The sequence below is a fragment of the Colwellia asteriadis genome (assembly GCF_039523295.1).
GTDB lineage: Bacteria > Pseudomonadota > Gammaproteobacteria > Enterobacterales > Alteromonadaceae > Colwellia > Colwellia asteriadis.
Genome location: NZ_BAAAFA010000009.1, coordinates 20352 through 35231 on the forward strand (window position 1 = coordinate 20352; position 14880 = coordinate 35231).

Here is a 14880-nt window from a genome sequence, read left to right on the forward strand (position 1 = left end):
TGGAGAGAGTTAAATGAGTGGGTTTGAGTTTTTTGAACAAATCAAAGCAAATCAAAGTCAGTATCAATTGACAATTACTGGCGTACCTAGCGGGTTAATATCAGTAACCGATATGGTTTCGGTTACGGATGAGCTTTGTAGTGACTACTGTTTTGAAATAGAGCTATTGAGTGATGATTTAATTTCAGCTAACACCGTTATTGGTAAAGACACAACTCTCTCTATTTTATGGGGTATGTCTGATCGCACTATTAGTGGTGTGGTTAGTCATTTTGTTGCCCGTGGGCAAAGCTACCAAGGTTACCATTATAACTTAACCTTAAACTCTCATTTATCCTTGTTAAAGCATAAACGCTCAAATCGTGTGTTTACAGGAATGTCAGTTGATAGCGTTATTAATAGTGTTTTTCAAAAATCAGGTTTTCCGATGGAAAAACTTGATATGAAGGCAAACGGGCCGTCACTTGACATGGTTGTGCAGTATAACGAAACCGATTACCACTTTGTTGATCGCCTTATGCGTAAGTACGGTTTTGTTTATGGTGCTATTGAAAGCTCAGGCTCGGTTAAAATAACTATTTGTAACACTAGCAGCGCTTTTGCTGGTAGCGCTACATCGCTTGATATTTTATATCAAGCGCCTTCTGGCACTGTACGTGCGAGTGAAAGTATTTTTGCGGTAAGTCGAAAGTCAACCTTGCTAACCAAACAAGTGCTTCTAAATGATTACAACTATGAAGCCCCTGGTAACCTTAATGTTGATCGGCTAACCAATAGCGCTATTGATGGTTTTGGCAGCGAAAGCATTTACGGGGAAAACTATGAAGCGATTGACATGGGCGGGAATTTAGCCAGCATTCGTATGCAAGCCATTGACTGCCAAAAAGATGTGCTGATTATTGATAGCGACTGTCGTGCTATTCGTCCTGGTTGTATCGTAAATATTCTTGATCACGATGATTACAGTGGCTCGTATTTTGTTACCAAAGTGGCTCATGTAGGTAGTCAGTCAGGTGGCGTAAATTATGGCGATAAAGTTAAAAATCTCCATTATAAAAACCAAGCGCATTTAATCCCCGTAAATACCCCTTATAAAGGTGAAGTACCTGAAAGTGCGCGCGTATTTACCTCGTTTAACGCGACCATAGAGCAAGAACTCGACGACAAGGGTCGCTATATTGTTAAACTGCCTTTTAACCAAGACGGTGAAGGCGGAGAAAGTAAAGCAACGCGTATGGTACAGCCATATGGTGGTAGTGGTCATGGTATGAATTTCCCTTTAACCGCAGGCACCGAAGTCATTGTTTGTGGCGAAAATGGTGATTTAGACCGACCTATTATTTTAGGGGCTGTTTATAATGCAGAGGCGCCAAGCCCCGTTACATCTACCAACCCAACTGAAAACCTTATTGTTACCCGAGCAGGTCATCAACTATTAATGGATGATGCTAGTGGTAGAGAAAAAATAGTGCTCAGTAATCCAGGAGTGAGTAACGCATTAACTATGGACGCTAGTAATGGCGAGCACCTTGCCAAGCTTGCCTCTGCCGAAGGTAATGTAAGCGTTCAAGCAAAGTATGATTTATTAATTAGCGCAGGTGGAAACCATATTGTTTCTACGCAGAATATTATGCGCACCTTTGTACAAGATTATCTACAAATAGAAACACGTGAAAATGATATTTCACTAACCGCAGGTAGCGCGGTGAATGTTAGGGCAGGCGGTGGGCTTAAATATCAGGCAACTGAGAATAATATCGACCTAAATGCACAAAGTGATTTAAATATGCAGGCGGCGCAAGACACTTCGCTATATGCGCAAGAAGGTAATGTTGAAGTTAAAGCCGAAGCGGGCGACCTCTCTATTGAGTCGGGCGCTAATATCGTTATCAAAAGTAATAACAATGGCAGTATTCATTTATCACAAGGTAGCGGCTCTATTGAAATCGACGCAGGTGGTAATTTAAATATTGATGCCAACCGTATCACCTTAAGTGCCAGTAATATTGTTATTAAGGGTAATGCAATTACTAACAATTAAACGTAGCAGCCCAAAAGTAAACAAGTTTAAGCCAACCAATGCAAAATGAAATTATAAGGATATAAAATGACAGCCTCAGTTACGCCTATTAGGGCTAAAAAAACCAAAATTACCGCTCAACCCGAACTTGCTCTAGTGGTGTCTGTTGATACGCAAGGAAAAATTGAACAGGTTCAGCTATCTACTCAAGGCACTACTAAAACGGTAAGTGGTCAAGCAAAGCACATTAGTTGTGCTGCCCATAATGATATGGTGTTGGTGCTAAACACAGGGCAAGGATTAATGGTGATTGCATTAATCGCCAAACCGAGTGATAGCCCAGCTGCACACATTAGTGACAACAATGGCCACGTGACTATTAAAGGTGCGAAAAGCGTGAGTTTATCAACGGAAAAAGGATCAATAGAGGTTTACCAAGATGGACGTATTGTTTTAGATGCCACCGAAGTTAATGCCAATAGTGAACGTGATTTTTCTATTGCTGGTTGGCCAATTCGTCTAAATTAACCTGTTGTTATAAACCATTAAATAGTATGAATCATTAAATGTTTGAAGTTGTAGCGCGAGCTAATATCCACCAGCAGCAAGTTGTAAAATTGCTTAAACAACGTAGTAGAGTGCATAGCTCACTTGTCTACCAACAAGCGCGTATTGCTACGCTTGAGCAACACTTATGCGCTCACCTTTATGCTTTGCTTGATGTTAAGCGTGATGAACTGCCATCAGAAATTTTAGCGCTGGTATCAGCGTTAGAAATACTGAGCGATGAGCAACTTAACAGTGAGCAGCTCTTTGCTTATTATGAACAAGAAACCTCGTCAGCCGATGCGCTTGCTCTGTCTAATGCTATTATTTTATTGGTAAGTTTATTACCCTCAGCATACCTTGAAAATAAATTAGCACTGACCTTTGAACACAGTTATTTAGAAGAAACACTGTACCGTAATAGCCAATTATTAGAGTTATTAGTGCACTTAGCGGTGCCTTGGCCAGCTGAACCACTGCAAGTTATACGTCAATCAGTGCTTGCCGAGCAGTTTACACCATCATTGAGTGTGGCTTGTTTGCTTTTTGGTCAAGCTAACGTTACCACACAAGAGCTGGCTAAAGGTTATCAGCATGCACAATTTTCTATTGCGCAAGCCAGTTTTGTTAAGGGCTTAATTATTGATGAAACTAACGCTAAAAATGCGTTGTTTAATCGTTTTGCTAAAACGCCAGATGTTGATGAAAAAGCAACTTTATTAGTACTAGCTGGGTTATCAGGTGACAGTCGCTGGATAGAGCCCTGCATTATTTTTTGCCAGGATTATCCAGAACATACTTTTAATGTACTAAGTCACTTTCAGCATAAAATATTTTTTAATATTTTTATTACGTTAATGGCCATTGCACAAACTAGTGATGAGGCTTATCGTGCTTGGTTATTAATCACTAATATTCCTTTATTAAAAAAGCCACAATTGCAAGATCACAACAATAAGCATAAACAAGCAGGCGAACAAAATTTACCTAATACCGATCAAGCTGAACTTCACCGCCAAGCGTTACTACAACAGCCCGGTGAAAAAATGCTAACCGGTATTGAATTTAGTAATAATGATGCTGCCCAAAAACTACAAGGTTTACAAGGTAAAGCCGTGCAACACGCCTTGTTATTATCGCCAGTAATAGATAGTGCTATAACACTTTACAGCCAACAGTTATCTGCTATTTCACTGAAAAAAATCATAACTCAAACACCAAAAAGCACGCGTAGTGATACTAATAAACACGTAATTAAAGGGGCGTTACATGTTGCATAATTTAAGCCCTTGGCAAAGTACACTGGTTGAAAACTGGCAAGCGAATAAAACCAAATGCGGCACTATTATCGTCAAGCAGTCGTTTGAATATGACGATAATGGTACTGTGTTTGCTATGGAAAATAGCGAACCGATTATAATGGCTGATGCAATGTTAGCTGAGCCAACAACCTCGTCATTAAAACTCGCTAATGAAGCTGTCGCTTTTAAAAAAGGTTTTGAGCTGTATGGCAATTTAACCGCTTACCCTCCTAAGGCTAAGCAAGCCAAGGTTATTGAAGTTTATGTGGCGTTAACTCAAGATAACAATCCAGTATTTAACAAAACCTTGCGAGTAACGGGTGATCGAATATGGCAACAATCGTTACTCGGTAAAGTAGCCTCCGACCCTAAACCGCTTAAAGCAACACCGCTCACTTATGAAAATGCTTATGGTGGTATTGATAGTGAAAATCCCGATAAAATGTATGGTAAAAACCCAGCAGGAAAAGGCTTTCGCGTAAAAAACACTAAGGGCAGCCCATTACCTAAAGTTGAATACCCAAAAGACTTTTTAAAACACCCTAAAAAAGAAATATCACCTGCAAGTTACGGCGCATTACCGCTATTTTGGCAGCCTAGAGTTGAGCTTATTCCAGAAATAGAGCAAGACGCTTTAATGAGTGGCGAATATCCATACCAAAGTAGCTTAACCGACAGCGTTTTTAACTGTGCGCCGCTCGACCAACAATTAACACTACACTTTAATAACAACATTACATTGCAACTTAAAGGTGTATCACCTAATAAAGATTACCATCATGTAACTAGGGTAAAGTTACCGTATTTACCCCCGCTAGTGGCGTTAATTAATGGCGAAGCACAACACTTTGTTGAATTAACATGCGATACCTTAGTGCTTGACACTGACGCCAACGCCTTTCACTTAGTGTGGCGTAAAAGCGTTCCTAAAAATAAACATAGTAATGATAACGAACTAACTATTACCCCTTATAGTCAAATAGTAGTACAGCAAGAAAAACAAGAGAGTATGGCATGAGTACCAGCCGTTTTAATGCCTTAAGTTTAAGCACCATTAATGCATCAGGCACGTCTGAGCGGGCATTATATGGCGCATTAACAACCGATATGTTTTTTGGGCAAAAATCACCGTTAGAAATACGTGTTGATAAAGGTCAAGCTCAACCTTATTTTACGGTGCCTTTACCTGCGCTTGACGGAATAAGCGGCGTAACGCAAAAGCAACTATTACTGGTGTCGTGTTTGCAAGAAACTGCAAATCAGCTCAAGGCGCTGTCATCAACAATGGCAATAAACAGTATAGAAAAGCTTATTATTTCAACCTCAATACTGCTCAATATACCTGCTAATACCGAGTCAGAAAGTACTAAGTCAGAAAGCGCAGTACAAGAAATCTCAGTACAAGAAAGCACAGTAAACATTGCTAATAATGAGCAAGTGAACAGTGTTAAAAAGGCATGGCAAGAAATTGCACTTCATTATATAAAAGAGTATTTGCCGCACTTTAGCGATAAAGTGGCTTTTGCTTATGAGCACAACTCGTCACTTGACCAAATTATCAATAAAGTTACTAATCAAATTACCAGCCAAGGTGCCAACCACAGCACACAAGCAACAACCTTTGAGCAACCAGTACTTATCATCAATATTGACGCATTACTGGAATATCATAGTGTTAATGCATTACATAAAGTTATTGACGTGCAATGTACACAAGGACCTGAAGGCATAATGCCGGCAGCAGGAGCAACTAGCACTTTATTAATACCAACGCATTACCCAACGATAGAACATAAAAAGTTGATTGCTATTGAGCCGTTATGTACACACCCACAGCACAGCATAAAAGCGCAGCTTACTCAGGCACAGTTTTCATTACCGAGTACGGTATTACACGTTGGCGCTAATTCAGAGCAGTGGACAACACACTGGTATGGTCAAACCAATAGTTTTTATCATCAGCCTAATAATGCATTAACAGAGCCGTCACTCACTCAAAAAAAGCGCGCAGCTGAGCAGTCAATTCCTGAGCAGTCAATAGCGGGTAAAGTAAGTGCTGAAAATGAACCAACAGAGCAGCCATTATCAGCAACACCCGCTAAAACACTTACCCTTTATAACCAAACCACAACCTTGGGGTATTTAGGTGTCGCTAATTTAAGTACCGCGTTTGCCAGTGCGGCGGCCTTATTGCATAGCCCAATAGAAAATATTACCGAGTTATGGTTGGTAGAGCACCAAGTGAATAGCCAGAGCACTAACTGCAAACAAGCTAAGGTATATAAAATAACCCCTATAGCTGACGTATAAATAAGCATATAACCTAACGCATCAATGAAGGCATAACTTAACGTTTAAATGAATTAGTAAAAGCAAAGTTATAGATAAAAATACAGATATCTACCTAAAGCACCTAGTAGATATTAAAAGATAAATAAAAAGACAAACCAAGAAATAAAGGGATTTATTATGACCAGCTATTGCAACGCAGGAGCAGGCAAGCAAAGCCAAAGTATTCAGTACGACATTGACAGCCTAAGTGCTGACGTAAGAAGTGAAGGCAATCAAGCATGGCGTCACAATAACGTTGCTTTGTTGCCATTAAATATTTCTGCCAGAAGCCATAACGTACTTGGCAGCGCATACGGTGTTGCTATTTTTCCAACCAAAGCCGATAGCCAAGATGCTTTTATCACTGAATGTGAGCGCCCTAAGTATGGCGGCTTTAGTTTAGGAGACATGGTCAATGAATTTATTCCTGATTATATTATTCCGCCACCCGAGTGGAATGATGAAAAAAACGAACCTATTTTACCGTGGATAGAGCCCGTAACCGGGCTTGGCGTTAACGCTGAGCTGTCAGATTACGCGACGTTTTTAACCTTAGTTGAAGCGCATATTGGCTGGGAAGCAGGCACTACCGAACCCCTTGAAAAAGACGTTGAGGCAGAAGCGCCTACCGTAGCAACAGTTAGTGGCACCAATGTATTAATTAATGGGCGTACTGCCGTACATGCTGACAGTGGCGGAGTATTGCAAACCATTGACGTATGTATGACCCCAACGCCGGTTTCAGTTATCCCTATTCCTTATTGCAATGTAGCGCAATCATCTGATGCAGCGAGTACCGCTAGCTCAGTGCAAATTAACGGTAACCCTGCGTGTAATTTAGGCAGTAACTTCTCGCAAAGCACTGGTGATGAAGCGGGTACTCGTAAAGGTATTATTAGTGGCGTAACCCAAGGTAAGGCTGAGTTTTTAATAGGCTCTGCAGATGTTTTTATTGAAGGCGTATGCGCGGTTAGGCAGGGTGATTTAATGATATCAAACAGCAAAAACACCCCACCCATGCCGCTTAACCAACCCGGCGGGCCAATGCCGCGCGAACTAGGTATTGAGTCGAAAGCGGCTTTATTAGAGAAAGAGTCAGGTTTTTCTTCTTCGATAATAGTTTATGGAGTAGATAGAGAGGCTGTGTCTCTCGGACATATTGTATCAAAGCTAGGTTCAACAACTCAGCAGCGTTCTTTGGGCAATACTGATGATGTAGTTGGTGAGAGAGCAAAAATTAGTTTCGAAGGGGTAGAGTCAACTCCCTATCAGCCTATTAATTATAAAATACAAGGTTACTTAGGAGAGTTAAATATCCCATTGGGGATGTGTGAAACTTATTCGGATGACTCTCCTATTGCAGATGAAGATATGGCGACCTTTATAAATTTCAAATTAAAGGTGTTCACAGAGTCAACATTGTCTACTACGCTTGCAAAAAGCCCAGAGCGTCTGATTGTGGATCAAAAAGGTGATGTTATTTCGCCTATTCATGGTTACTTCTATTTGTTTGTTAATGGTTATTTATGGCGAGAGATAGTAGCTTTAAATGATGGTATGCTGTCTGATGTTGATTTAGTTGCTTACTATGGGGAAGACAAGCGTTTATATAAATCTATGTTATGTAATACTTGTATGGCGCCTAAAAAAACAATCGGTTTAAATAATGAAGGTCAAAGTTTAACTGATGCAGAAGTTCACATTGCATATTCACCTGTACAGTGGTCATGGGCGTATATTACATCACTAGGTGGTCTGTATAAAAATGATCCACGACAAAGATTAGTTGACAATCCTTTCTTTTGCCAAAACCCCACAGCGGCTAAAGTGTTATTAGAAAGCCGTTGTCAAAAAATAGACTTAGAGGATGCACAATTAAATAAAGTTGTGTATGTGCAAGACCCTGTAGGTATTGCTCTAAATTTATTACATAAATGTCAAGTGAATTATCTTGCTGTACAGGAAGAAAATAATCAAATAATGGCTAAGCCTCATTTTGATTCAGGGGTACTCGCTTACCAGTCAATGTTTAATGAGGATTTACAGGCGACAACACAAGTAGAACATTATTTTTTTCCAACTAAGAGCTCATTTGAACCAATAAAAACTAAAAAAACGGTTTACAAAAAGCGTACTACAACGGCAAAATTCTTACGTAGTGGCGCAAAAAATATAGATAAAACATTCTTAGAAGAGTATTTGTCAAGTGATATTCTAGAAGATAATCTTAAAGAATTACCAATAAATCAAAAAGCACTATTTGATTTTATTGCCGATAAGCCTAAAGAAGAATACAGTGAACCAGATAAATATATTACCGTGGAAAATGCTTTTAAAGATCTTGTTACTTTAGACGGTATTGATTATTTATTAGGTTTTAAATGTTTAGCTGACATCTTCAATGTTATGGTGTTTGATGGTGATAACTTAGGAGCATTCCGCCCATGGATGGCTGCAAAGGAAGATGAAGCCATACGCTTACAAAATGAAAATATTGCAAAGGATTCAGCCAGAGAGTTTATAGAGTCAGGTTTATCTGATGATCATTGGCTAATTAAATATTTCACACCACCTGCCGACTTGTATGACTTGAGTGTTGAAGGGCATTGCCCAACTAAACCGTCTGAAAAAAATGACGGTTCAGGTAAGTTTCGGTATGCTGACTTTCAAAAAGTACATGAGCAACTACATAAAAATAATCAAGATCAAGAGTCTTTACTATTTAACAGTGAGTTAAAAGTGTTTCTAGGCTCAGCTAAAATATGTGTCGGCGCTATTACGGAAGCTTGGGGGCGAATAAGTAGAGCATATGCTAGTGGCAGCCTAACAATACAGACCATAAAAATAAGAAATATAATGGTTGCAACGAATAAAGCAACAGGTATTAGTGCTCATTCAGATATACACATCCGCAGAGCTGCTGATGTTATAGGTGACTCTGCAGGAGTGGTAGGCATTACAAATTATAAACGCGAGAGTGTTCGTCGTGCTGAGCGCCGTAAGCGCGCCAAGCAAGCCACTAAAAATCCACCAGCTAATGCAGTAACTATAACCGATGCTAAAGGTAAGGTCATTGCGGCTCATGATCCAGCAAGCTTCGGTACTAATAAAGGTGAAATGCTAAACACCAACTGGACCGATTATAATAAGTTAATGGGTAACTATGATTTGTTAGAGGGGGAGTTGGTTGTGGTACCTAATAAACACCGTTACGCTTACCTGTATGCTAACCCTAAGTTTAAACTAGGCTCAGCAGATGCGATTAAAATTAATGGTGTTAAAGCGTTAGAAGCATTCTTACCAAAAGTAATGTTGGCATTTGAAGTGTTTAATGCGACTCAATTGTTGGCTAAATTTGAAGCGGGTAATAAAGTTGAAGGGAAATTTCAAGCTGAAATTTGGGGGAGTGTATTTATCTTGGCTGCAGGTAGCTTAGAGGTTGCTGCTTTGTATTCATCTAAAATTAAAGAATTTTATGGTCGAGCGTTCCTTGGTGGTGCTTTAGCTTCTCGCCTGACAGGCTTTGGTATCCTTATTGGCGCAGGGTTATCGTTAATCGACTCAGCCAATGCGGCCAAAAGTCAAGACAACGATGCTGCTTTTTTACATGCCAGTGCAGCAGTTTTTTCTATCGCGGGATTGTTATTTATAGGAGTTGCAGCATTATCAACTCCTATCGGTTGGGCGCTAATAGTACTCGGTTTAGTGGTAACCTTAATGGCGGTTGCATTTACCGATAACAACCTTGAAAAGTGGGCTATTAATGGACCATTCTCAAAGAATGTTGCTGGGCGCTGTATTGACGATTATAAACTGTGGCAAACTTACCCACTAGAGTGCTATGCCGCATTACGTAATGAACTTTTTTCACCAACAATCGACTTATCTATTCAAAAAATAGCCAACCAGAGCTACTTCTTAAATATTGAAATAATGACCCCAGGTTATATTGTTGGTCAATCAGAAATTATTATGGTGGTGAACCTAATTACTGATAATGGAGTATTACACGCTGAAAAAACAAGACGGGTAGGACATGATAACTGGCGTATTATTCAACATCAAAACATTGATAGTATTGAAGAAAACTCAAATAATGAAAAATTAATTGGTGACCCACAAATTACCGGTTTTACCTACTCGGTTCCATTTAATGCAAGCTGGGGTGACGACGTAGAAGTCGACTGGCAAGTTAAAGCGCAATATTGTTTAGACTCTCATACTACACTGCCTTATATAGATAAAATTGAACGCGATAAGTGGGCTGCAAATAAAATACCTAGAGAAGACATACCTGATAAAGCGTGGTTAATTAAGGAAATTGAATATGATAATTAACACCAACAGTAAAACGATAAAACCTTACGAAAGTACTGCCTATAAAGGCAAAGCAAATCCTTATTATCGAGAAAATATTGCGGGACCAAAAGCGCGTAAAGGACACTTAGCGAAAGCACAATGTCAGTTGGGAGTGTTCCCTCGAGTAAAAATTACTGGCATCTGCTGGGATATATACCAAGATCTTACACAGTATAGTTATATAGATATATATCAGAAGTTAAGGATTAACGATAACGAGCTGCGCTTGCCGTTAGACTCCTCGTCCTTAAACGTAAAAGAAATTTTAGCTCGAGGTTGGTTTTTTCTCCATTTAACTGGTTATATTCTATTGTCGTCATATTTACTTATTGGCTTCCTATTTGGTGGTTGGGAAAATATTCATAATGATATAGATTTAATTCTTATTGGTTTTCCACTATTACTTATTTCAAAATATTTACATCGCTTGTGCGATAAGCTAAACCTTGTACCAACAGGACAATATGTCATTTTTAACCGGCGAACCGGTATGGTTGAAATTACTAATGATGAACGTAGTGGTTACCATTATTTGCCCTTTGAGCAGTTTAATGCCCATCACCGCATTCTTCATAATGAACGGGGGCATCCGTCTTATGGCTTTACGTTACTGCACTACCAATTAGATGTAATGTATCAGGTTGCTCATTTTAACTCTGTAGAGGACGCACTGGTTCACTGGGAGCTAATTAAAAACTTTATGAATATTGAGGTGCCACTGTCAGATATTCCGCAATTTGAGCGTTATCGACAGTACGACCCAACAACCATCAATCATGACAATAAACACAAGAGACCTTTTAATTTTTGGTATCGGGTTGATAAAAAGTTTATCAAAAAAGTTAAAAAGATAAGTGGAGAGGTAAAATTCAAGTTTCCTTCAAAAGGCGTTAATACCTTACATGAGGCATTGCAGTGCGGCTATAAAGTACCTGATATTTGTTATTACCCGTGGCGTGAGGCAGATTCTATTTCAGATGAGATTTTAGCCTTTAAAGCGCATTGGTTTCCTCGATATTTTGTATACCCCATGCTTTTTGATAACAAGACTACGCCTAAACAGCAGGTAAAGGAAAAATAAAAGGGGTCATAATAAACAGGGGCGCGAAGGAGAGATTGAGTTTGGTCAGTTTAACGTTCAAATTCCAGGGCATATACCAGGAGATGGTAGTGAATATACAGAAATAGAAATTGCTATTCGTCCGGGGTCAACCACTAAAAAATGGCACGTGCTAAGTGCTAGTGCCAAAGAAGGTATGGTAAAAACACCGCAAGATATCTTTTGGGATGGTGTTAATATCACGCTTAATCAAGGTAATACTGGTTTTAGATTGTCTTTTCATGAAGAATGTTTGTATCCATACTTTGATCAATTTGGCTGTGAAAAAATAGACGTTAGAATGCGTTATCGAACCTACCCTAAAGGTAAAGGCGCAACCATTACGCCTACCTCTAAACAGGAGTTACGTTTACCTATTGGCATACGCGATGAGGAAGGTGTACCTGAAAAGTCTGAAGTGTGGGCTGAAGATACAATCACCATCCATATTCATGATTTTGGTCAAGGAACTGCAGGCTGGTTAAGCCGAACGATGCATAAACATGAAAAAACTGCATATTAAATACTATTAATAAGAAAAAAGAAGATCATTTATGGAAGATACAACCCTTGTTATCATCTTAATGCTATTACTATTAGCCGGTATTATGTATTGGAGTTTAACGTACTTTATTAACGGCAATAATTCTGTTAAACCGATCGTGGATAATACTATTTTAGATAGCAAAAACAGTAAGCCAAGAAGCTTTCGACTTGGTAAGGGTATGAATAAAGTCGAGTCGTTGGCTAAACTGAGTTTTGATCAAAATAACGGTCAACTATTTACTAATACAGAATACTTATCTATGGGCGCGATGAATATGGCTTATATAGGTAAAACATCATGGTCTTATATATTAGCTATATTATTTTTCATGGGGTTATATTCGATGTCAACATATATTGCACAGCCTAATATATATGCTTTATATGGAGGAGGGGGGCTATGTTTACTTACTGGTTTAGGGATCACCTATCTAATTAAATTAAAATATACCGAAAGTGTTTATGAATTTATCCGTTTTGAGCGTAAAACCGGCTTGGTTATTTTTCCTATTGGTAATGGTGATAAGCATTTTTCAGTAGGCATAGAAGATGTTGAGTTATACACCAGTAAAGTATCGTCCGGTAAAGGGGTGATGCATCGTGTTGCTTTTCTCGCCCCCAAAAAATTCCCCAAAACAATGTGGTGGCAAAAGATTTATACGGTTAGTTTTATGCCAAGAACACCAGAGTCAGCACAAATTCTTTGGACGGAAGTAAATCATTATATGGATAAAACTAAGCCTATTCCGAAAGGCTTTTATCGAAATTGGCAAAATTTACTTGAAGATAGGGAGTCAACAGAAGAGGTGAAAAAAGAAACACTAACACCTGAGTTGTATGCGCAAGCCCCTTTTTACGATCGAAAAAATGGTAAATATTTAGATAAGGAATTTTGGTAAATTTGATTCAGTGATTATAGCAACAAGGACGTAAAAGTGAATAATTTAAAAAAGCTATCCAAACAAGTACTCAGTGCAATTATTGATTTTTTGACAGAGTCAGGTGATACGCCTGAGCAATATAGAACTCGTTCAGAGCGTGCTAAAGTAAGAGTTAGAATAAAAGCTGAACGTTGTCAGCCTAAAGAAAACCTAGCGAGTAAAAAGCAAGGCTCTCAAAAAATGTTAGTCTTTAGCTATATTGCTTTTCTTATTCCTTTTATTCTAGTAAGTACACAACAATATTATGAAGTTAAATATGGTAATGAAGCCGCTGGTGCTGGTTTGTTGCTCGTTTTGTTTGGAGCATATTATTATTTCGTGTCAATCATTAGCCAGAAAATAAGTAATTTCATCAATGTTATTCATAAAGTACATCTGGTTTTTTGGGCTGCCTTTGCACTCTTTAGTTTGAATATATTATTGAATCTTAATTACAGTCATATTTCTACAGATTTCTTGGTGTGTGTCGGCATTACTTCTGTGGTTTTAGCTGGGGTAAAGTATACTCATCTCTTACTAAAGAAAGAGTGTGAAAACTAGCTCAAGATTAACAAGGGCAGTCATAAAGTTATAATAACTTAGCTAGTATTCGAGGGATGAAAACACAAGTGAACGATATATCAAACCATTGGCGGAAGATTCATGTTAAGCACCAAAGATGTATAGAAAGCGGTAAAAGAGCAAGCGAATAACTTCTCATTTGACTATAGGGATATAGCAACCTTAATAACTGTAAGTTATCCCTAAAAGAGCTACTAGACAGGGAGTCGTATCAATGGAATGCAGTTTGAATTTCAAACTAAAAGAACAGTTGGGATTAGCGCAATAACATGATAAATACAGAGACAGTCACTACTGACTTACGACCACCGAAAAAACCACTTGAATTAGGTAAGTATTTTCGTAAAGTAGAAACCAATTATGACGATATCATTGGCTTTAAAGATGGCTTTTTTAGTACCGATGGTCGTTATAGTTCACTGATGTTGATGGGATCATTTAAAGATCATAATCAGTTTGCAATGGGTTTTCTGGCGATGATATTCTTTTGTTGTTTTTTAGCGATACAGATTCTTGCTTTTATCTATCACGATAGATGGATTGTCTTTGAGCCCGGTTACGATATTTTAGCTCAAATATTACTGGTTATTTATGCGGCGATACAATTTAAAAAGTCGAAAAAAAAGCAAGCGCTTGCTATTGTCTGTGACCGTAAAACTGGTAATGTTAATTTTCCTACTTTTGGTGGTAGTCCTGAGTTGGTGATACCGTTTGAACACATTGAGATTTACGTTGGCACTTTGGGTTTTAGTTTGGGTTCAGGTATGCCAGCAGAAATTATAATACCTAAAATGTATCCTAGTTCAGCAAAGCGAGACTTTCAAGATGTCATACTCTTTGCTGATAATTATGATGAAGCGTGTTCACGATGGACTTTATTAACCGAGTTTATGGATAAAAACAAACCCATTCCCTATGGGCTTCTGCAATCAGTCCAGTCCCACATAGATGACAATGAAGCAGCTATTTGGCAAGGTACCGATGTAAAAGACCGATACCCTCTCGACCCTGAAATTAAAAATAATTATAAATACGTTTTTCATACTAATTATGAAGAAACGGTTGAGTACCCTTATGACGAAATTAACTCTGTTATTGCCCCTTTTAGTGACGACCCTGAGCTATTAAAGAAAAATATTCAACGCGCTCACGACTTATATATTTTGTTGTAGTGAT

General features: G+C 38.6%; 11 protein-coding genes. All 11 read left to right on the forward strand.

Translation table 11 applies throughout. The features are described 5' to 3' along the window. Nucleotides 1-13 precede the first annotated feature (13 nt). The 11 genes from ABD005_RS13080 (at nt 14) to ABD005_RS13130 (ending at nt 14876) form a co-directional block, all read left to right on the forward strand. Complete coding sequence (locus ABD005_RS13080; protein WP_343817945.1) at nt 14-2041, forward strand: type VI secretion system Vgr family protein; 2028 nt, start codon at nt 14-16, stop codon at nt 2039-2041. Nucleotides 2042-2107: 66 nt separating this feature from the next. Beyond that, nucleotides 2108-2548 (forward strand): hypothetical protein, encoded by a 441-nt coding sequence (locus ABD005_RS13085; RefSeq protein ID WP_343817947.1) that lies wholly within the window; start codon nt 2108-2110, stop codon nt 2546-2548. A gap of 38 nt (nt 2549-2586) precedes the next feature. Further along, nucleotides 2587-3846 (forward strand): hypothetical protein, encoded by a 1260-nt coding sequence (locus ABD005_RS13090; RefSeq protein ID WP_343817948.1) that lies wholly within the window; start codon nt 2587-2589, stop codon nt 3844-3846. Further along, nucleotides 3836-4885, forward strand: a complete 1050-nt coding sequence (locus tag ABD005_RS13095; RefSeq protein ID WP_343817949.1) for a DUF2169 family type VI secretion system accessory protein — start codon at nt 3836-3838, stop codon at nt 4883-4885. The genes ABD005_RS13090 and ABD005_RS13095 overlap by 11 nt, the downstream gene beginning before the upstream one ends. Beyond that, complete coding sequence (locus ABD005_RS13100) at nt 4882-6177, forward strand: hypothetical protein (RefSeq protein WP_343817951.1); 1296 nt, start codon at nt 4882-4884, stop codon at nt 6175-6177. Before ABD005_RS13095 ends, ABD005_RS13100 begins: the two co-directional genes overlap by 4 nt. Nucleotides 6178-6336: 159 nt before the next feature. Beyond that, nucleotides 6337-10536 (forward strand): PAAR-like domain-containing protein, encoded by a 4200-nt coding sequence (locus ABD005_RS13105; protein WP_343817953.1) that lies wholly within the window; start codon nt 6337-6339, stop codon nt 10534-10536. Then, entirely contained in the window at nt 10526-11638 is a 1113-nt protein-coding gene (locus ABD005_RS13110; protein ID WP_343817955.1) for a hypothetical protein, read from the forward strand. The genes ABD005_RS13105 and ABD005_RS13110 overlap by 11 nt, the downstream gene beginning before the upstream one ends. Nucleotides 11639-11786: 148 nt before the next feature. Then, entirely contained in the window at nt 11787-12179 is a 393-nt protein-coding gene (locus tag ABD005_RS13115) for a hypothetical protein (RefSeq protein ID WP_343817957.1), read from the forward strand. Nucleotides 12180-12210: 31 nt separating this feature from the next. Continuing rightward, the gene (locus ABD005_RS13120) at nt 12211-13101 is read left to right on the forward strand and encodes a hypothetical protein (RefSeq protein ID WP_343817958.1); all 891 of its coding nucleotides are present in this window, start codon (nt 12211-12213) and stop codon (nt 13099-13101) included. 36 nt (nt 13102-13137) lie between these two features. Then, on the forward strand, nt 13138-13683 hold the full coding sequence (locus tag ABD005_RS13125) for a hypothetical protein (RefSeq protein WP_343817959.1): 546 nt from the start codon (nt 13138-13140) through the stop codon (nt 13681-13683). 290 nt (nt 13684-13973) lie between these two features. Next, the gene (locus ABD005_RS13130) at nt 13974-14876 is read left to right on the forward strand and encodes a hypothetical protein (protein WP_343817960.1); all 903 of its coding nucleotides are present in this window, start codon (nt 13974-13976) and stop codon (nt 14874-14876) included. The last annotated feature ends 4 nt before the right edge of the window (nt 14877-14880 follow it).